19 protein-coding genes are annotated in these 17,971 nt (G+C 69.6%); 8 read left to right on the forward strand and 11 right to left on the reverse strand.

The window, feature by feature from the left end:
* Nucleotides 1-5 precede the first annotated feature (5 nt).
* Both PV781_RS17105 and PV781_RS17110 read right to left on the reverse strand, forming a co-directional pair.
* Nucleotides 6-1,040, reverse strand: coding sequence for an Ldh family oxidoreductase (locus PV781_RS17105; protein ID WP_274776846.1), 1,035 nt, complete (start codon nt 1,038-1,040; stop codon nt 6-8).
* Nucleotides 1,037-1,852, reverse strand: a complete 816-nt coding sequence (locus PV781_RS17110; RefSeq protein WP_274776847.1) for a creatininase family protein — start codon at nt 1,850-1,852, stop codon at nt 1,037-1,039. Before PV781_RS17110 ends, PV781_RS17105 begins: the two co-directional genes overlap by 4 nt.
* 285 nt (nt 1,853-2,137) lie before the next feature.
* On the opposite strand from PV781_RS17110, the gene PV781_RS17115 reads away from it, so the two are divergent.
* The 4 genes from PV781_RS17115 (at nt 2,138) to PV781_RS17130 (ending at nt 5,494) form a co-directional block, all read left to right on the forward strand.
* Nucleotides 2,138-2,629, forward strand: coding sequence for a MarR family winged helix-turn-helix transcriptional regulator (locus tag PV781_RS17115; RefSeq protein ID WP_209105076.1), 492 nt, complete (start codon nt 2,138-2,140; stop codon nt 2,627-2,629).
* 171 nt (nt 2,630-2,800) lie between these two features.
* The gene (locus tag PV781_RS17120; RefSeq protein WP_274776848.1) at nt 2,801-3,553 is read left to right on the forward strand and encodes an SDR family NAD(P)-dependent oxidoreductase; all 753 of its coding nucleotides are present in this window, start codon (nt 2,801-2,803) and stop codon (nt 3,551-3,553) included.
* A gap of 11 nt (nt 3,554-3,564) precedes the next feature.
* Nucleotides 3,565-4,515, forward strand: coding sequence for a DMT family transporter (locus PV781_RS17125; RefSeq protein WP_274776849.1), 951 nt, complete (start codon nt 3,565-3,567; stop codon nt 4,513-4,515).
* A gap of 85 nt (nt 4,516-4,600) precedes the next feature.
* A complete protein-coding gene (locus PV781_RS17130) occupies nt 4,601-5,494 on the forward strand; it encodes a type 1 glutamine amidotransferase (RefSeq protein WP_274776850.1) in 894 nt (297 codons plus the stop codon).
* Nucleotides 5,495-5,746: 252 nt separating this feature from the next.
* Here the strand turns inward: PV781_RS17130 and PV781_RS17135 are convergent, their stop codons facing one another.
* Both PV781_RS17135 and PV781_RS17140 read right to left on the reverse strand, forming a co-directional pair.
* Nucleotides 5,747-6,157: a group III truncated hemoglobin gene (locus PV781_RS17135; RefSeq protein ID WP_274776851.1), complete on the reverse strand. Its 411-nt coding sequence runs from the start codon at nt 6,155-6,157 to the stop codon at nt 5,747-5,749.
* Between the two features lie 2 nt (nt 6,158-6,159).
* Nucleotides 6,160-7,374: an HPP family protein gene (locus PV781_RS17140; RefSeq protein ID WP_274776852.1), complete on the reverse strand. Its 1,215-nt coding sequence runs from the start codon at nt 7,372-7,374 to the stop codon at nt 6,160-6,162.
* Nucleotides 7,375-7,730: 356 nt separating this feature from the next.
* Here PV781_RS17140 and recR point away from each other — a divergent pair, with 356 nt between their 5' ends.
* Nucleotides 7,731-8,336: a recombination mediator RecR gene (recR, locus tag PV781_RS17145; RefSeq protein WP_274776853.1), complete on the forward strand. Its 606-nt coding sequence runs from the start codon at nt 7,731-7,733 to the stop codon at nt 8,334-8,336.
* 106 nt (nt 8,337-8,442) lie between these two features.
* On the opposite strand, the gene PV781_RS17150 is transcribed toward recR, so the two are convergent.
* Nucleotides 8,443-9,738, reverse strand: coding sequence for an aminotransferase class I/II-fold pyridoxal phosphate-dependent enzyme (locus tag PV781_RS17150; protein WP_274776854.1), 1,296 nt, complete (start codon nt 9,736-9,738; stop codon nt 8,443-8,445).
* A gap of 60 nt (nt 9,739-9,798) precedes the next feature.
* Nucleotides 9,799-10,746 (reverse strand): LysR family transcriptional regulator, encoded by a 948-nt coding sequence (locus tag PV781_RS17155; RefSeq protein ID WP_274776855.1) that lies wholly within the window; start codon nt 10,744-10,746, stop codon nt 9,799-9,801.
* Nucleotides 10,747-10,896: 150 nt separating this feature from the next.
* Between PV781_RS17155 and PV781_RS17160 the strand changes: the two genes are divergently transcribed.
* From PV781_RS17160 to PV781_RS17170, 3 genes are all read left to right on the forward strand, one after another.
* The gene (locus tag PV781_RS17160; RefSeq protein WP_274776856.1) at nt 10,897-11,721 is read left to right on the forward strand and encodes an aldo/keto reductase; all 825 of its coding nucleotides are present in this window, start codon (nt 10,897-10,899) and stop codon (nt 11,719-11,721) included.
* A gap of 10 nt (nt 11,722-11,731) precedes the next feature.
* Complete coding sequence (locus PV781_RS17165) at nt 11,732-12,943, forward strand: MFS transporter (protein WP_274776857.1); 1,212 nt, start codon at nt 11,732-11,734, stop codon at nt 12,941-12,943.
* A 122-nt stretch (nt 12,944-13,065) separates the two neighbouring features.
* Nucleotides 13,066-13,452, forward strand: a complete 387-nt coding sequence (locus tag PV781_RS17170; protein ID WP_274776858.1) for a VOC family protein — start codon at nt 13,066-13,068, stop codon at nt 13,450-13,452.
* A 27-nt stretch (nt 13,453-13,479) separates the two neighbouring features.
* On the opposite strand, the gene PV781_RS17175 is transcribed toward PV781_RS17170, so the two are convergent.
* From PV781_RS17175 to PV781_RS17195, 5 genes are all read right to left on the reverse strand, one after another.
* Nucleotides 13,480-14,460 carry a Bug family tripartite tricarboxylate transporter substrate binding protein gene (locus PV781_RS17175; protein ID WP_274776859.1) on the reverse strand — a complete coding sequence of 327 codons (981 nt, stop codon included), beginning with the start codon at nt 14,458-14,460 and terminating at the stop codon, nt 13,480-13,482.
* 68 nt (nt 14,461-14,528) lie between these two features.
* Nucleotides 14,529-15,221, reverse strand: coding sequence for a 4-carboxy-4-hydroxy-2-oxoadipate aldolase/oxaloacetate decarboxylase (locus tag PV781_RS17180; RefSeq protein WP_274776860.1), 693 nt, complete (start codon nt 15,219-15,221; stop codon nt 14,529-14,531).
* Nucleotides 15,218-15,940: a PIG-L deacetylase family protein gene (locus PV781_RS17185; RefSeq protein WP_274776861.1), complete on the reverse strand. Its 723-nt coding sequence runs from the start codon at nt 15,938-15,940 to the stop codon at nt 15,218-15,220. The genes PV781_RS17180 and PV781_RS17185 overlap by 4 nt, the downstream gene beginning before the upstream one ends.
* Before the next feature lie 26 nt (nt 15,941-15,966).
* Nucleotides 15,967-17,052, reverse strand: a complete 1,086-nt coding sequence (locus PV781_RS17190; protein WP_274776862.1) for a 4-oxalomesaconate tautomerase — start codon at nt 17,050-17,052, stop codon at nt 15,967-15,969.
* A gap of 30 nt (nt 17,053-17,082) precedes the next feature.
* Nucleotides 17,083-17,967: an amidohydrolase family protein gene (locus PV781_RS17195; protein ID WP_274776863.1), complete on the reverse strand. Its 885-nt coding sequence runs from the start codon at nt 17,965-17,967 to the stop codon at nt 17,083-17,085.
* Nucleotides 17,968-17,971 lie beyond the last annotated feature (4 nt).

Consider the following 17,971-nt stretch of genomic DNA (forward strand, 5'->3'; position numbering starts at 1 on the left):
GGGCGTCAGGCCGCCGTGTGGAAGCGGGTGCCGGCAAAGCCGTGGCCCGCCAGCTCGCGCTCCAGGGCCGGGGTCACCAGCACGCCCTCGGCTTCCGCCTTGGCGCGGGCGGCAATGCGGCGGGTGCCCGGCAGGCGCGCTCCCTCCTGGCCCTCGATGGACTCCACCAGCCGCAGGAGATGATCCAGATAACCCGGCCCGGCGGTGCGGGAGGGGTCGAAGGCGATGATGGTCTGGCCGATGGCCGGGGGTGGGCCTTCGCCGTTGAAGAAGGAGGAGGCATCCATGGAGAAGGTGGCCGCGTTCACCGCCGCCGAGAGGATCTCCACCATGAAGGCGAGCGCCGTGCCCTTGGCTTCGCCCATGGGGACCATGGTGCCGGCAAGGCCGATCTTGGCATCGGTGGTCGGCTTGCCGTCGGCGTCCAGCGCCCAGCCCTCGGGAATGGGCTCGCCCTTCTGGGCTGCGGCGAGAATATAGCCGCGCGCCACCTTGGAGACGGACAGGTCCACCACCGCCGGCGGCCGGCCGGGCACAGGGGTGGCAAACGCGATGGGATTGGTGCCGAACACCGGCGCGCTGCCGCCCCACGGCGCGATGGAGGCCGGCGCATTGGTGAAGGCCATGGCCACGAAGCCGGCTTCCGCGAGGCGCTCCACCGGATGTCCGGCGACGCCGAAATGGCTGGAGCGGCGCACGCCGGCAATGGCGATGCCGGTCTCGCGCACCACCGGTACGAGCGCTTCCTCGGCCATGTGGATGGCGGGATAGGCAAAGCCGTTGGCCGCATCCACCGCCACCACGGAGGGGGCGGCGCGGCGCAAGGTGGGCACGGCGGCGCCGTCGATCTTGCCGGCGCGCACCATCACGCCATAGCTGGGCAGGCGGGCAAGGCCATGGCTGGGCAGGCCGTCCGCCTCGGCGGCGACCAGCGCCTGGGCCACGATGTCCGCATTGGCGGGGGCGGTGCCGAAATGTTCCAGGACCTCGGCGGCATAGGCGCGGGCTTGGGCGATGGTGATCCGGTGGCCGGCGCTCATGGCAGGTCTTCCCCTTCCGGGCGGTTTTCAAGACGGGTGAGATCGAAGCGCGCCACATCCTCAAGCAGCGCGACGAAGGCGTTCGCCCCATAAGCGGCGGCGGCCGCCCCCTTGGCGGCGGTGGCCGGACGGGCATCGCCCATGGCGCCGGCGGGGGAAAGATCCTGGCTCATCCAGCCAAAGCCGATGGGATGGTTGGCCCGCAGCTGGGCGAACTCGCTCTCCATGGCGATGCTCCAGGGCGCGAAATTGCGGGCCTGGCCCATGTCCACCAGATCGGGGCGGAAGGCGAGCATGAGCGAGGTCTCGATGTCCCCGCCATGAATGCCATGCGCGCGTTCGGCGGGCTCGAACAGGCCGTCCGGATAGCCGAAGCGGTGCATGGAGGCCATCACCACCAGCAGGCCGAAGCGCACCCGGAGCGTGCGGGCGACGAGGTCGATCACCGGCACATTGCCGCCATGGGTGTTCATGAGCACCAGGCGGCGGATGCCGGCCCGATGCACGGCGGCGCCCAGCTCGATCCAGGCGCGGAGCGCGGTCTCCGGCTCCAGCGTCAACGTGCCCGCATAGGATTGATGCTCGTCGGACTTGCCCACCGCCTGGACGGGCAGGATCACCACCTTCAAGGCGTCCGGCACCAAAGGCTGGATGCGGGCGAGATAGCCTTCCGCGATGAACAGGTCGGTGCCAACGGGCAGATGGGGGCCATGCTGCTCCACGGCGGCCACCGGCAGCACGGCGAGGGTGGAAGGGCCGCGCAACGCCGCAAGCTGGGGCGAGGAGAGCTCGGCCCAGAGCAAGGCGGTCATAGGACACCTTCCGGGTGAAGCGGGGCGACCATATCGCCGGGGACTGCGCAGGGAAAGCGCGTCGGGCGCAGGGCCGGGGCCCGGCGCTGCATGCCGGAGCCCTCTCCCCTGTGCTTTGTCGTGATCCTGCCTTGCAGCCTTCGCAAAATTGTAAGCCGGCGCGGTGTAAAGGGCATGGCCTTCGCACGCTTGCCTCATGCAAGGTGCTGGCCCGGCTATATTAGAATTGAGCCGCGAAACCGAATCGCCGCCAGCCCCGGTGTGCGGTCGCGTCAGGGGGACGAGATGAAGGACCCGATTGCGAAGACCATCGGCTACCGGCTCACCCATACGGCCCGGCTGCAAAAGGCGCTGTCGGCCCGGCTCCTGTCTGAACTGGGGCTGTTTCCGGGGCAGGAATCGGTCCTGAAACTGCTGATCGAGCAGGACGGCCGCACCATGGGCGACCTGGCCAACGCCCTGCGCGTGCGCCCGCCCACCGCCTCCAAGACCATTGCCCGCCTCACCACCCAGGGCCTCGTGGAACGGCGCACCATGGATGGGGACGGGCGCCTGGTGCGGGTGTTCCTGACCGCCGCCGGCCGCGAGCGGGGGGGCTCCATCGACAAGATCTGGGACACGCTGGAAGGCGAGATGGTCGCCGGTCTCGACGGCAAGGACCGCAAGCGCCTGCGCAAGCTTCTGCGCAAGGTGGAAAAGAACCTGGCCGTGCGCCTCGGCGCCGATGGCGGAGTGGACGAGGACCCCGAGGGCGTCGAGGACGACGACGAGGCCTGATCGCCCGCCTCGACTGGCGCCCCGCGTCCCGCGCCCCGTGCATGAGCGGGCGCGCGGCGCATGCGTGAAAATGCCCTTCCCAGCATCGGGACGGGCGCGGTATGCCTTCTTTCAAACGATTAAGGTCGTGCGGCCGGATGGTCCGGCGCGGGCCAAATCCTGGGGGAATGCATGCCCAACGCCATCGATCTGGAAACCCGCTGCGCCGTCGTTACCGGTGGCGCGCAGGGAATCGGCCGCGCCGTGGTGGAGCGCTTCCTCGCCTCCGGCGCCAAGGTCGCCATCTGGGACATGGACGGCGACCTCGCCCACCGCACGGCGGGGGAACTGGGCCTCGACAAGGTGCTTCCCGTTCAGGTGGATGTCACCGACCTCGCCGCCGTCGAGCGCGCCACCCGCGAGACCCTGGCGGCGTTCGGGCGCATCGACATCCTCGTCAACAATGCCGGCATTTCCGGGCCCAACACCAAGCTGTGGGAGTATCCCCCGGAGGCCTGGATGCAGGTGGTCAACATCAACCTGATCGGCCCGTTCCATTGCTGCCGCGCCGTGGTGCCCACCATGATCGCGCAGAATTACGGGCGCATCGTCAACGTGGCCTCCATCGCCGGCAAGGAAGGCAATCCCAACGCCTCTGCCTATTCCGCTTCCAAGGGCGGGCTGATCGCGCTCACCAAGTCGCTGGGCAAGGAACTGGCCGAGTATGACATCGCGGTCAATTGCGTGACCCCGGCGGTGGCCAAGACCGCCATCTTCGACCAGATGACCGAGGAGCACGTGGCCTACATGCTCTCCAAGATCCCGCGGGCGCGCTTCGTGAAGGTGGAAGAGGTGGCCGCCACCATCGCATTTGCCGCCTCCGCCGATTGCTCCTTCACCACCGGCGCCGTGTTCGATATTTCGGGCGGACGCGCCACCTACTGATCGCGAGTGCCATGCGAGTCCCCTCCGAAGACGGCGCAGCCGCCCCCGTGCGTGCTCCCGGCACGCCCCCTGCGTTGGGGGCGCCCGGAGGGGTCTTCGCCGGCATCGGCCTGATGTGCATCGCGGTGATGAGCTTCGCCTTCACCGATGCCATCGCCAAATGGCTGAGCCTGCAGATCAACGTGATGGTGGTGGTGTGGGCCCGCTATGTGGTCCACTTCGTGGTCTCGCTCATCATCTTCAATCCCTGGACGGTGCCGGGCCTGCTGCGCACCCGCCGCCCGGGGCTGCAACTGATCCGCTCGGGGCTTCTGTTTGCCTGCACGGCGCTCAATTTCGCCGCCCTGCAATTCCTGCAGCTGGACCAGACCGTCTCCATCATGTTCTCGGCGCCCTTCTTCGTCGCTTTGTTCGCAGGCCCCATGCTGGGCGAATGGGTGGGGGCGCGGCGCTGGGCGGCGATCATGGTGGGCTTTGCCGGCATCCTCCTGGTGGCCAAGCCCGGGGCGGGTGGCATCCATCCGGCGGCGCTCCTCTCCGTGGGAGCGGCCATCTGCTATGCGCTCTACGGCATCATCACCCGCATGCTGGCGAGCGTGGACCCCTCGCCCACCACGCTGTTCTATTCCTCGCTCGTGGGATCGGTGGTGGCGAGCCTGCCCCTGCCCTTCGTGTGGGAGACGCCCACCAGCCCCGCCATCTATGGCGGCATGCTGGCGCTGGGCATGGTGGCGGGCGGCGGGCACTTCCTGCTGATCATGGCCCATGCCCGCGCCCCGGCGGCGACGCTCGCCCCCTTCATCTATGCCCAGATCCTGGCCATGGTGGCGCTGGGCTGGCTGGTCTTCGGGGATGTGCCGAGCCTCTGGACCATCTGCGGCGCGGCCATCGTGGTCTCTTCCGGCATCTATCTTCTGTTCCGGGAGCGCCACGTTCAGCGCATGCAGCGCAAGCAAGGCTGATATCGCTTCGCAAAAGCAGCGCGAACCTCGCTTTTGTCAAAATGCGGGTTATTGTGCAGGGCACAGAAATCAGATGCCGTGTGCCATGTCGACGTCCGCTACGCCGTCCCGCTCCCAGTCCGCCCGCCTCCTGGTCATGGAGGGCAATACCGCCGAAGCCCGCGCCCGCCAGGTGCAGTTTGGCGGCGAGGCCGCCAGCGAAGGCTATGCGCGCTTGCTGCGCGAACTGTTCCCGGACGCCGTGGTGGACATCTGCTATCCCGCCGATCCCGGCGCCAACCTGCCCGATCGCGGCGGCCTGGAGAGCTATGACGGCATCGCCATCACCGGCTCCTCGCTGAACATCTATCATGGCGGCCTGCCGATCCAGCAGCAGATCGACCTGCTGCGTGCCGCCTTCGATACCGGCACGCCCATCTTCGGCAGCTGCTGGGGCCTTCAGCTCATCACGGTGGCCGCCGGCGGCGTAGTGCGGCGCAATCCGCGCGGCCGCGAAGTGGGCTTCGGCCGCCGCATCCGCCTCACCGACGCGGGCGCCGGGCACGCGCTGTTCGACGAGAAGCCGCCGGTCTTCGAGGCCATGACCGTGCATCTGGACGAGGTAGAAACCTTGCCCGAGGGCGCGCGGCTGCTGGCCACCAACGAGCATTCCCAGGTCCAGGCGGCCGAGATCCCGTGCGGAAAGTCCATGGCCTGGGGCGTGCAATACCATCCCGAATATCCGTTCCGGGAAATGGCCGCCATCTTCCGCCGCCTCAGCCCCTCCTTGGTGGCCGAGGGCTTCTTCCTGGACGAGGAGGAAGAACAGAGCTTCATCGGCGACCTGGAAGCGCTCGAGCGCGACCCCGCCAACCACGCGCTCGTCTGGCGCCATGGCGTGGACGGGGCGGTCATCTCCAAGGACCTGCGGACCATGGAAATCCGCAACTGGGTCCGCCACCAGGTCATCCCCACCCGCGCCGCCCGCGGCCGCGGCTGAAGGCTGTCGGCGTTCTGGAGCGCCTGACACCAGCCGTTCCCTTGGGCAGCCCGCGGCCGTTGCGATGAGCGCCCCTTCCACATCCGTCATGCCCGGGCTTGTCCCGGGCATCCACGCCTCACCCCACGTGCAACGACCGGAGCCTCGCGCCCGGTCACACCCCGTGGATGGCCGGGACAAGCCCGGCCATGACGGCGCACGATGAGGGCGCACGACAACGGCGCCGCCCCGGCGCGCCTCAAAGGGCCGCCCTCAAGCCGGGCGCCCGCGCCCGGCCTTGGCGGGATCGAAGAACAGGCCGGCCTGGAGGCTGCGGGCGATGCGCTCCGCCTTCTCCGCGAACAGAGCCGCGATGTCGGGCGCGAACAGCTCCGCCGTCGTCGCCCGCCACAGGTCCAGCCAGCGGGGAAACAGCGCCTCGAAGCGCTCCGGCGGCAGCGGCAGCGCGCCATGCACCGCCAGCGGATTGCCCTTGTAGCGGCCGGCCGCCAGCATCACCGAGCACCAGAAGTCGGTGAGGATGGAAAGGTGGGCCTCCCAATCCTCCACCGCCGCCTCGAAAACCGGTCCGAGCTCGGCATCGGCGCGGATGCGGTCATAGAAGCACTCCACCAGATGGCGGATGCGCGTGTCATCCAGAGGCGCGTCGACAGGTTCGGACACGGTCAGGCGTCTTCCTTCTCCTGGTCCGGCACATCCTGCGTCAGCCGGCCCTGGAACAGGCCGCTGATGAGGTCGGACTGGGTGACGATGCCCGCCAGCTTGTCGTGCGCGTCCACGACGGGCAATGCGTGAATGTGCGTATCCCCCATGGGAGCGCCCATGAGGGGGACGAGGTCCGCGATCAGCATGTCGGGCCGCGCAGCGACCAGGCGGGTGCTCATGATCTCCTGCACCGAGCCCTGCGGCGCGCGGGACAGGCGCACCACATGGCGCAGGCGATGGGCAAAGCTCACGCGCGGCCCCCGGGGGCCCCAGCTGGCCTTTTCCATCAGGTCCGTCTGCGTCACGATGCCCAGGACGCGGGCCTGCTCGTCCGTCACCGGCAAGGCCTTGACGTGGTGCGCGCGCATGAGGGCGTGGGCCTCGCGGATGGAGGTGTCGGGGGACACCGCCGTCACGTCGCGGGTCATGATGTCGGCGCAGCGGATCTCCCCCCAACGCCGCCCGAAGGCCCGCACCTGGGCAAGGCGCACCACCCGGTCGATATCAGCCCTGTTCACGTCCAGAAGCTGGTCATAGGTGGCGAGCACCGCGTCGAGGTCCGCGCCGGTGAAGCCGAGCCGGGCGGAGGGCGCGGCAGGTTGCTTCGCCGCCGGGGCGGGGGCTGGCGCAAGATGGGGATAGGCGCGGCCCGTCAGGCGGTTATAGGCAAGCGCGGCCAGCAGCAGCAGGATGGAATTGACCATCACCGGCCACAGCACGAAACCATAGCCGAGCGCATGCACCTGGCTGCCACCCAGGACGGCGGTGAGCGCCACGGCCCCGCTCGGCGGATGCAGGCAGCGCAGCCACAGCATGGCGGCGATGGCAATCCCCGCCGCCAACCCCGCTGCCAAAAGGGGCGAGGGCACCAGCAGGCCCGCCGTGACACCCACGATCCCGGCCACCAGATTGCCGCCCAGGATGGACCAGGGCTGGGCGAGCGGGCTGGAGGGCACCGCGAACAGCAGCACGGAGGACGCCCCCATGGGCGCGATCAGCCAGGGAAAGGCCGGGCCGGTTCCCACCGCGAGCGATGTCACAAAGCCGGTGAGCACGAGGCCGAGGCAAGCCCCAAGGCCGGCGCGCAGCTTCTCGGCCGGGCTGACCGCCGGCAGGGGCACATAGCGCGCGAGGGCGTCGCGAAGGGAGGCGGCGCTGCGGGGGGAAGAGGGCATGTCGGTCTCCCACGGCGACGCAGACTCTCTGCGCGCCTCTGCGTCCCCTGGCGAGCGGGCGCGCCCCTCGGATGGCGGACCCAGGCGGACGGTCGCTCCCTCATGGGCAGGAGAGGGGGGCCCAAGCTGGAATGGCCGCTAAGCGTGTCCTGCCGGCTCGGGTCCGGCTCTCTGTCCGGGCGCATTGTATTGCCTATTTCTTTAGCGGCCTGCCGATTGTCTCGGCAACCATCTCTTGCCGCAGGCGCTCCCCTCCAGTGATGCGCCGGGTGCGGGCCTGCCGGCCGGGGCATGGCGCAGCCCCGGCCGGCAGGCTACATCAGGGGAGCCCTCTGAGATTCCCGCAAGGCCCTGCCATGCCCCGCGCCGTCGCCGGCCCCGAGATTGAACGCCTCATCCAGCTCCTCGCCCGGCTGCCGGGCCTGGGGCCGCGTTCGGCCCGGCGGGCGGCCCTCACCCTCATCAAGAAGCGGGAGGGGCTGATGGCCCCGCTCAGCGCCGCGCTTCAGGACACGCTGAACAAGATCGTCGAGTGCCGCACCTGCGGGAACGTGGATGTGTGCGACCCCTGCACCGTCTGCCGCGACACCTCCCGCGATAGCAGCCTGCTGGTGGTGGTGGCGGAGGTAGCGGACCTGTGGGCGCTGGAGCGTTCCGGCGCGGTGAGCGGGAAGTATCACGTGCTCGGCGGCGTGCTCTCGCCGCTGGACGGCGTGGGGCCGGAGGACCTCAACCTCGCGACCCTGGTGGAGCGCGTGCACCGGGATGGCGTCGGCGAGGTGATCCTGGCGCTCGGCGCCACCGTGGACGCCCAGACCACCGCCCACTACATCACCGATCTCCTGCGCGAGGCACCGGTGAAGGTGACGCGCCTGGCCCAGGGCGTGCCGGTGGGCGGCGAGCTGGACTATCTGGACGAAGGCACACTGTCCGCCGCCATTCGCGCCCGTACGCCCCTTTAGGGCATTTCCGAGCGAAGTGGGAACCGGTTCGCATGAAGGAAATACGTGAAAACAAAGAGATAGAGCCCTTCAGGGTCCATGGAAAGCTGACGGGCCCCAGGTCATCTCAGGCGCCCCGTTCCACCACCTCGTCCCGCAGCACGGCGGCAAGGGCGCGGGCGAAGGCGACCCGGTCCGCCTCGTCCAGCGCGCCCACCGTGATGCGCAGCGCCGGCGGCGCGGCGAGGCGGAAGGCGGCACCCGGCCGCACCGTCCAGCCGGCCTCCGCCAGCCGGCGCACGGCAGTGGCCTCATCCGGCACGGGAATCCACAGATTCATGCCATCACGCCCCAGCGCCGCGATGCCCTCGGCGGCCAGAGCAGCGCGGGCCGCCTCTCGACGGCGCGCATAGGTCGCCCGCGCGTCCGCCACCCGGCGGTCATGGCCGGGCGCCGTGAGCACCGCCTTCACGCAGCCCTGGAGAATGGAGCTGACCCAGCGGGCGGAAAAGGCGGCGAGCGGCAGGCAAGCGCGGCTCACCGCGCGGCTGGAATTGACCACCGCCAGCCGCAGGTCGGGCCCCGCCACCTTGGACACCGAGCGGATGATGGCCCAATGGGGCCGCGCCTCGTCCACCAGCGTCATGGCCGGCGCCACCGAGAGGGAGGCGAAATGGTCGTCCTCCAGCACCAGCACGTCGGGATGGCCGCGCAGCACCTCGCCCAAGGCGGCGCGGCGCGCCGGGCTCCAGAAGCCGCCCAGGGGATTTTGCGCCCGGGGTGTCAGGATCACCGCCCGCGCGCCCGCCTCAAGCGCAACGGCAAGCCCCTCCGGCGTCACGCCGTCCTCATCCACCGCCATGGGGAGGATGGGGTATCCTGCCTGCCGGGCAAAGCCCAGCGTGGTCATGAAGCAGGGATCCTCCACCCCGATCGCCGCGCCCGGCGGCACCATCTTGCGCAGGATCAGCCCCACCGCATCGAAGGTGCCCGATGCCAGCCAGAGATCGCCGAGGGGCAGGCCGTCGCGCGCGAACGCGGCTGAGAAGAGCGCCATCAGTTCGGGATCGTCGGGCGCATCCTCATAGGCGCGGGGCTGCCAGGCCAACGTCTTCAGAACGGCATTGAGATCGGGCAGAAGTGCCGGGTCCGGATTGCCGCCGGACAGGTCGCGCGAGCCCGCGCGCTGGGGCAGCGGCGTGCCGGGAGCCGGGGCGATGCGGCTGCCCTGCCGGCCCCGCCCTTCCACCAGCCCGGCCTCGGACAGATGCCGATAGGCCGCCGCCACAGTGTTGCGGTTCACCCCCAGTTCGTCCGCCAATCCGCGCACCGTGGGCAGCATCTCGCCCCGCGCCAGCCGCCCCGCCGCCACCGCCGCGCGGATGGACTGGGCGATCTCCTGGGGGGTGCGGCCGGTGATCACGGGGCTCTCCTGCACGGGCGGCGGACAAAGAAAGACTAAAAGCGCCCGCGGCAGACAAAGTCAAAGTGTCTGCGCTGCCTGCCTTTCGGAATCGCACGCTGTGCCGCTTCCCTCCAGGAAATGCTGCAGCCGGGGCGCCATGAAATCCAGGAAGGCGCGCACCCGCCGGGGCATGCGCGGGCCACCGAGGAAGACGGCATGGACGCCTTCCTCGTCCGGGGCGACCACGTCGGTGAGCACCTCCACCAGGCGCCCGGCCGCCACATCCCCCCGCATATGGAAGTCGGCGAGGCGGGCAAGGCCGACGCCGGCCAGCGCCATCTGACGCAGCGTCTCGCCATTATTGGCCAGAAGAGGCCCGCGGACCGCCCGCTCGGCCACCCGCCCGCCCTCCCGCATGGGCCAGACCGGGACGGCGCGGCGGAAGTTGAAGCCAAGGCAATTGTGGCCAGCCAGATCCTCCACCGTGCGCGGGATGCCGTGGCGCTCCAGATAGGCGGGCGCCGCCACGATCTTGCGTCGCGCCGTGCCCAGCCGACGGGCGGTGACGCCGGAATCCGGCAGCGGGCCGACGCGAAAGGCAACGTCGGTGCGGTCCAGATAAAGATCCACCAGTTCGTCGGACAAGGAGAGGTCCAGCACGATGTGGGGAAAGGCGCGCCAGAAGTCCGGGAGCAGCGGCTCAAGGCCATGAATGCCCAGAGCCACGGAGATGTTCACCCGCACCGTGCCTTCCGGGCAGGCGGCATCCCGCGAGAGGTCCCGCTCCACCTCGTCCAGTTCCTGGAGCAGGGCCTGGCTGCGCTCATAATAAAGCTGCCCCTCGGCGGTGAGCGAGAGGCGCCGCGTGGAGCGCTCCACCAGCCGCACGCCGAGCCGCGTCTCGATGCGCGCCACCAGCTTGCTCACCGTGGAGGGCGTCATGCGCATGAGCCGCGCGGCCTCGGAGAAGCTGCCCGCCTCCACCACCCGCAGAAAGACCTGCATCTCGCCCGCGCGATTGTCCATGCGCTCCCGCCATCTGTGATCTTGGTTCACAGATCATGGGATGCGGGGGGCGATTATCAAGCCCCCGCCCCTGTCCTATCTGGCGGCCATGATCCCTTCACGCGCCCTTCCGGCCCTGCCGGCCAGGGCGCCCTGCCCGAAAGAGGCTCCATGCAGACCGTCACCGCGCACGGCGCGACCCTCCCCGCCCTCGGCTTCGGCGTCTTCCGCATGTCGGACGCCGAGGTGGAGCGCGTGGTGCCCGCCGCCCTTGAAGCCGGATTCCGCCATTTCGACACCGCCCAGATCTATGCCAACGAGGCCGCGCTCGGCCGTGCGCTGGAAAAGGCCGGCGCCCGGCGGGAGGACCTGTTCCTGACCACCAAGGTGTGGGTGGACAAATATGCCCCCGGCCCCTTCGCCGCTTCCGTGGATGAAAGCCTGGAACGCCTGAGGACCGACCGGGTGGACCTGCTCCTCCTCCATTGGCCCGGCGAGGCGGTGCCCGTCGCCGAGCAGATCGCGCTTCTGAACGAGGTTCAGGCCGTCGGCAAGGCGCGCTTCATCGGGGTCAGCAACCAGAACATCGCCCAGATGCGCCAGTCGGCTGAACTCTCCAGGGCGCCGATCGTCACCAACCAGGTGGAGCTGCATCCCTATCTGCCCCAGCCGGCGCTCGCCGCAGCCGCGCGGGAGGCGGGGATCGCGCTCACCGCCTATTACGGCATGGCCGATGGCGCCGTGCCCAAGGACCCGGTTCTCCAGGCCATCGGCGCCCGCCATGGTAAGAGCGCGGCGCAGGTGGCGCTGCGCTGGCTGGTGCAGCAGGGCCATGTGGCCCTCTCCAAGACCGCCCGCCCGGAGCGGGTGAAGGAGAACATCGCCCTTTTCGACTTCGCGCTGGATGAGGCCGACATGGCCGCCATCGCCGCGCTCGCCCGGCCCGACGGCCGTCTCGTCAACCCCCGCGGCCTCGCGCCGGCCTGGGACGCGTGAGGATCCCGCCATGGAACAGACCACCACCGCACCGCAGGCGGCACACGCGGCCCCCCATGCCGGCTGGGCCTTGTTCGCCCTCGCCATCGGCGCCTTCGGCATCGGCACCACCGAGTTTTCGCCCATGGGCCTCCTGCCCGTGATCGCGCAGGGGGTGGATGTGTCCATCCCCACCGCCGGGCTTCTGGTTTCCGCCTATGCCATCGGCGTCATGGTGGGCGCGCCCATCATGACGCTGGCTTTCTCCCGCTTCGGCAAGCGCACGGCGCTGATGTTGCTCATGACCATCTTCACCATCGGCAACCTCATGTCGGCGCTGGCGCCCGGCTATTTCACACTGCTCGCCTCCCGCGTGGTGACCAGCCTCAATCACGGCGCCTTCTTCGGGCTCGGCGCGGTGGTGGCCGCGAGCGTGGTGCCGAAGGAGCGGCAGGCGAGCGCGGTGGCGGCCATGTTCATGGGGCTCACCATCGCCAATATTGGCGGCGTGCCCGCCGCCACCTGGGTCGGCCAGGAGGTGGGCTGGCGCATGGCCTTTGCCGGCACCGCTGTGCTCGGCCTAATCGCCATCGCCGCGCTTTGGCTGGCCCTGCCGCGCGGCGCGGCCGGGCGCATGCCGGACGTGCGGCGGGAACTCAGCGTGCTCACCCGCCCCGCCGTGCTCATGGCTCTGGCCACGACCGTGATGGGCTCGGCCGCCATGTTCGCGCTCTACACCTATGTGGCCCCTGCCCTCACGACGCTCACCGGCGCCTCGGGGGGCTTCGTGACGCTCGGCCTCGTGCTCATCGGCGTCGGCTTCACCATCGGCAACTGGCTGGGCGGGCGGCTCGCCGACTGGTCGCTGGAGGGCGCGACCCGCCTCTTCCTGGCCTCGGTGGTGATCATCATGCTGGTGCTGCCCTTCGCGCTGCAAAGCCATGCGGGCGCCGCGGTGGGGCTTCTGGTGTGGGGGGCGGCCACCTTCGCTTTGGTGCCGCCGGTGCAGATGCGGGTGATGGAAGCCGCCGCCGAAGCGCCGGGGCTCGCCTCCGCCATCAATATCGGCGCCTTCAACCTGGGCAATGCGCTGGGGGCTGCCGTGGGGGCCGGCGTCATCAGCCTCGGCCTTGGCTATGCGGCGGTGTCCGTTTCCGGGGCGCTGCTGGCGGCCGCCGGCCTTCTCCTGGTGGTCGCCGGCGGGCGCCACAAGGCCCGGACGCTGGCCTCTTGCGAGGCCTGACCGGTTCACCCGGCTGACGCGACAAAGCCCCCGGCTGGCCGCCGGGGGCTTTTTCGTGCCCGCCCGCTTGGCTTATAGCTTCTCCCGCGCGCCGGTTCGGGCGCCCTTTCCCGGAGAGCCCCATGTCGGATGCGTCCAGCCCCTTCCAGTTCGAGCATGTCCACATCCAGGCGCGGGATGCGAAGGCGTCCGCACAGTGGTTCGCGGACATGCTGGGCGCGCAGATCATCCACGGGCCGGTGCGCGCCGAAGCGCGCGTCGGGGGCCTGCGCATCTTCATCGAGCAGGCGGGCGGGGGCCTCACGCCCGAACCGGACCATCCCCATGGCGGCCTTGATCACATCGCCTTCCGCGTGACTGACCTGGAAGCGGTGGTCGCCGGCCTGAAAGCCAAGGGCGCCGTCTTCAGCAAGGACATCACGTCGCCTCGGCCCGGCCTGAAGATTTCCTTCGTCACCGGACCGGACGGCATGTCCATCGAACTTCTGGAGCGCGAACCCGGCGCCTGATGAAGGATCAGGCGCCGAGGCCTCGCCTCACTGCTTCTGGATGCCGGCGGTGTCGATGACCGCCGTCCACTTGGCGATATCCGCCTTCAGCCGGTATTCCAGCTCAGCGGGGGTGCTGGCCTTGGCCTCGATGCCGAGGTCCAACAGCTTCTTCTGCACCTCGGGCAGGGCCACCACCTCGACAATGGCCTTGTTGAGGGTGGCAATCACCTCCGGCGGCGTGCCCGCCGGGGCGAAGATGGCGTTCCAGGAGGTGACCTCGAAGCCCTTCAGGCCGCTTTCGTCCACCGTGACGATGTCGGGCGTCGCCGGCGAGCGGGTGAGGCCGGAGGTGGCCATGGCGCGCAGCTTGCCGTCGGCCATCATGGCCTTCGCGGCCGCCAGGCTGTCGATGGCCACGTCCACATCGCCGCGGGTCGCCGCAATCATCAGGTCAGGCGTGGTCTTGTAGGGCACGATGGTCAGGTCGACGCCGGCCATGGACTTGAACAGCTCCGCCGACAGGTTCTGGCTGGAGCCCACATTCACCGTGCCCAGATTGAGCGCGCCCTTGTTGGCCTTGGCGAAGGCGATCAGCTCCTGCACGCTCTTGTGCTTGGAGGCCCCGCCGGTGACGAACAGGAAGTCGAACTGGCCGAGCATGGAGACCGGGGCGAAGTCCTTCACCGGGTCGAACGGCAGCTTCTTGAACAGCGGCACCGAGATGGCCGTGCCGTTGGTGAGCAGGATCAGCGTATAGCCGTCCTTGCCGCCGCCGAGCGCGGCACGGGCGGCGGTGATGCCCCCGGCGCCGGGCTGGTTGTCGATGATGAATTGCTGGCCGAGCTTCTCGCTCAGCTTCTCGGCCACCACGCGCGCGGTGATGTCGGCGATGCCGCCCGGCCCGAAGGGCACGATCACCCGCACCGGGCGGGTGGGATAGGCGGTGTCGGCGGACGCAGGGGAAAGGCCGGCGCACAAGCTGGCAATCACCGCGCAGCCCGCGGCGATCCTGGCGAACAGGGTCATATCATCCTCCCGTTGAGCGGGCGGCGCCGGTTCCAGTCCGGGGTCCGCCGTGGAATGGCTTGAAATCGTTAGTCTTTGGGCAGTTCGTCCACATAGACGAGGCCGGCGGCGGCCAGCGGCTCGCGCATGGCATACATGTCGAGGCCCAGCACGCCGGAGGCGAGGCGGGCGCGCTTGGAGCCCTCATTGGCCTCGCGGGCGGCGGCCTTTTCGGCCACCTCGGCGGCGCGGGCGCGGGGGACGACGACGACGCCGTCATCATCGGCCACCACCACGTCGCCCGGATGGACCAGGGCACCGGCGCACACCACAGGCACGTTCACCGAGCCGAGCGTCGCCTTCACCGTGCCCTTGGCCGAGATGGCGCGCGGCCACACCGGGAAGCCCATTTCCGTGAGGGTGCGGATGTCGCGGCAGCCGGCATCGATGACGAGGCCAACGGCCCCCTGCGCCTTGAAGGAGGTGGCGAGCAGGTCGCCGAACATGCCGTCCGTATTGTCGGTGGTGCAGGCCACCACCACGATGTCGCCGGGGCGGATCTGCTCGGCGGCCACGTGCAGCATCCAATTGTCGCCAGGCTGGGCGAGCACGGTGATGGCGCTCCCCGCCACCTGGGCGCCGGCATAGATGGGCCGCAGATAGGGCTTCATGAGGCCGATGCGCCCCATGGCCTCGTGCACGGTGGCCGAGCCGAAGCCGGCGAGCTGGTCGATCACCGCCTGATCGGCGCGCACGACCTTGCGAACGACGACGCCGATCATGCCAGCTCCTCCAGTACCATGGGGAAGAGGCGCTGATAGGCTTCGCCATAGGTCATGGCGCGCCCGGAATTGCGCCCGCCCTGCATGCCGCGATTGAGTGCCACGCGGGTGTAATAGTCCCAGAGGTGCTTCTGGGCGGCCAAAACCTCGAAGGCGGCGCGCTTGGTCTCCCACACATCGTCGATATTGAGGATGACATTGGGCTTGAAGTCGCACTGCTCGGGCTGGTGGGGCTCGAACAGGAAGACCGGCGGGGCGGCATAGGCGCGGGTGGGGTCCGGCTTATGGCCCGCCGCCTGGGCGATGATGCGCGCCTCCTGGGCGAGGCGCGTCGCTTCCGGGTGATCCACATTGTAGGGGTCGTTGAGAGAGTGGGTCAGCACGAAGGCCGGCTTCTCTTCCCGATAGATGTCGATGAGGCGGTCGAGGATCGCCTCGGTGCCGCGCAGGGGATAGTCGCCGGCATCGAAGAACTCGATCTCGGCGCCGAGGACCCGGGCGGCCTCCTCGGCCTCGGCCTTGCGCTGGGCCTTCACCTCCTCCAGCGAGACGCCGGCTTTCTTCCAGGCCCACTGGCTCTCGCCGCGCTCGCCATAGGAGAGGCAGGCGATCTTCACCCGGTAGCCCTTGCGGGCATGGAGCGCGATGGCCCCGCCGGCGCGCCAGACGAAGTCGCCGGGATGGGCGGTGATGACAAGGGCGGATTTGGCTTCAGCCATGATGACCTCTGGAGGAGCTTGGATGTTCAGATGACGCCCGGCCGCACGAAGACGCGGCCGTCGAACAGGGGGCGGGCGGTGCGCAACAAGCCGGCGCGCAGCACTTCGGGCGCCGCGTCCGTGCCGCCCATTTCCAGGCGCACGGAAAATTCGCCGGTGGGATGCTCCACGCTCACCGTGCGCAAGCTGCCGCCGGGCATCTGCGCCACCTCGGCGGCGGGCGAGCCCGGAAGGGCGCAGGCGGTGGCCACCGTCACCGCCGCGAACACACCGATGGAGGCGTGGCATTCATGGGGGATGAAGCTGCGGGTGGAGACGGTGCCGCCCGCGCGGGGCGGCGCCACCAGGATCATCTTGGGCACCACCTTGGGTCCAACGTCCCCCAGATTCATCAGCGGGCCGGCGGCGAGGCGGATCTCCTCCAGGCGGGCCTTCAGCGCGGTGTCCTTGTCCAGCACGTCACGCGGCTCATAGCCGGTGCGCCCGACGCTGGCGGCGGTCAGCACCACGCAGGGCATGCCATTGTCGATGAGGGTGGCGCGCACGCCCGCCACCTCGTCCACCACCCGGCCCGTGGGCAGCAGCGCGCCGCAGACCGAGCCGGCGGCATCGAGGAAATCCACCGCGATGGGGCTCGCCGTGCCCGGCACGCCGTCAATGCGCGCCTCCCCCCCATAGACGGGCGTGCCGTCCGGTGTTTCCACGGTGAGTTCGGCGATGGTGCCGGTGTTGAGCGTGCGCACCTTTACCCGCGTGCGGGGCGCGGTGGCCTCAACCAGCCCCCGCTCGATGGCGAACGGGGCGACGCCAGCGAGGATGTTGCCGCAATTGGGGGTGGTATCCACCATCGCCTTGTCCACCCCCACCTGGGCGAACAGGAAGTCGATGTCGCAGCCCGGCAGGTCCGAGCGCGAGATCAACGCCACCTTGCTGGTGAGCGGATGGGCGCCGCCCACCCCGTCCACCTGGCGCGGATCGGGCGAGCCCATGACGGCGAGCAGGATGGCATCCCGCCGGGCCTGATCCACCGGCAGGTCCGAGGCGAGGAAATAGGCGCCCTTGGAGGTGCCGCCCCGGATCAGCATGCAGGGAAGGGAGACTTGATCGCTCATGACATCACCTCGCGCCGCGCGGGGCGCCTCTCATTCGGCAGGGAAGTCGAAGAGGCGGGCGGGATTGTCCACCAGCACCTTGCGCTGCAAGTCGGGCTCGGGCGCGAACAGGGGCACGAGGTCCACCAGGTCGCCGTCATTGGGCATTACCTTCACATTGGGGTGCGGCCAGTCCGTGCCCCAGATCACCCGGTCGGGCGCGGTCTCCAGGATGGTGCGGGCGAAGGGCACGGCGTCATGGAAGGGCGGGCCCGCGGTGGAGACACGCTCGGCGCCGCAGATCTTCACCCAGCACTTCTCGTCGCGCTTCATCAGGTCGATGAGGGTGCGGAAGGGCAATTGGTCGAGCCCCTCATTGGCCTGGACGCGGCCCATATGGTCGATGGTGTAGGGCACCGGCAGGCGGGCCAGCATGTCCGCATAGGTGGGCAGGTCGATGGCATCGAAATGCAGGTCGATATGCCAGCCGAACGGGGCGACCATGGCGACGATGCGATCGAACACCGCCATGTCCGGCACCCCGCCCAGGTGCCGCACGAAATTGAACCGGCAGCCCCGGAAGCCGCCCGCATGGAGCGCCTCGATGCCCTTCTCGTCGATGGTGCCATCGATATTGGCGACGCCGCGGTAGCGGCCATTGCTCTGGGCGATGGCATCCAGCGCCACCCTATTGTCGGTGCCGTGGACGGAGGCGTTGACGATCACCGCCCGCTCGACGCCGATCTTGGCGTGGAGCGCCTTGAACGCCTCCAGCGGAGCGTCCGGCGGCGTGTAGGAGCGCTTGGGATCGTAAGGGTAGACGCTGCCCGGCCCGAAGATGTGGCAATGGGTGTCGCAGGAGAGCGGCGGCAGCTTGAAGGCCGGGGTGCGGGTGTGCGGATCGGGGCCGGGAATGGAGCGGATGGCGGCGGTCATGATC

The sequence above is a fragment of the Aquabacter sediminis genome (assembly GCF_028863665.1).
GTDB lineage: Bacteria > Pseudomonadota > Alphaproteobacteria > Rhizobiales > Xanthobacteraceae > L1I39.

Coding starts and splice junctions, on each gene's coding strand:
- PV781_RS17115 (WP_209105076.1), top strand. CDS start 2,138: ATGAAGGACCCGATTGCGAAGACCATCGGCTACCGGCTCACCCATACG.
- PV781_RS17170 (WP_274776858.1), top strand. CDS start 13,066: ATGTCGGATGCGTCCAGCCCCTTCCAGTTCGAGCATGTCCACATCCAG.
- PV781_RS17155 (WP_274776855.1), bottom strand. CDS start 10,746: ATGGACAATCGCGCGGGCGAGATGCAGGTCTTTCTGCGGGTGGTGGAG.
- PV781_RS17120 (WP_274776848.1), top strand. CDS start 2,801: ATGCCCAACGCCATCGATCTGGAAACCCGCTGCGCCGTCGTTACCGGT.
- PV781_RS17165 (WP_274776857.1), top strand. CDS start 11,732: ATGGAACAGACCACCACCGCACCGCAGGCGGCACACGCGGCCCCCCAT.
- recR (WP_274776853.1), top strand. CDS start 7,731: ATGCCCCGCGCCGTCGCCGGCCCCGAGATTGAACGCCTCATCCAGCTC.
- PV781_RS17195 (WP_274776863.1), bottom strand. CDS start 17,967: ATGACCGCCGCCATCCGCTCCATTCCCGGCCCCGATCCGCACACCCGC.
- PV781_RS17175 (WP_274776859.1), bottom strand. CDS start 14,460: ATGACCCTGTTCGCCAGGATCGCCGCGGGCTGCGCGGTGATTGCCAGC.
- PV781_RS17130 (WP_274776850.1), top strand. CDS start 4,601: ATGTCGACGTCCGCTACGCCGTCCCGCTCCCAGTCCGCCCGCCTCCTG.
- PV781_RS17185 (WP_274776861.1), bottom strand. CDS start 15,940: ATGGCTGAAGCCAAATCCGCCCTTGTCATCACCGCCCATCCCGGCGAC.
- PV781_RS17180 (WP_274776860.1), bottom strand. CDS start 15,221: ATGATCGGCGTCGTCGTTCGCAAGGTCGTGCGCGCCGATCAGGCGGTG.
- PV781_RS17125 (WP_274776849.1), top strand. CDS start 3,565: ATGCGAGTCCCCTCCGAAGACGGCGCAGCCGCCCCCGTGCGTGCTCCC.
- PV781_RS17105 (WP_274776846.1), bottom strand. CDS start 1,040: ATGAGCGCCGGCCACCGGATCACCATCGCCCAAGCCCGCGCCTATGCC.
- PV781_RS17160 (WP_274776856.1), top strand. CDS start 10,897: ATGCAGACCGTCACCGCGCACGGCGCGACCCTCCCCGCCCTCGGCTTC.
- PV781_RS17190 (WP_274776862.1), bottom strand. CDS start 17,052: ATGAGCGATCAAGTCTCCCTTCCCTGCATGCTGATCCGGGGCGGCACC.
- PV781_RS17140 (WP_274776852.1), bottom strand. CDS start 7,374: ATGCCCTCTTCCCCCCGCAGCGCCGCCTCCCTTCGCGACGCCCTCGCG.
- PV781_RS17110 (WP_274776847.1), bottom strand. CDS start 1,852: ATGACCGCCTTGCTCTGGGCCGAGCTCTCCTCGCCCCAGCTTGCGGCG.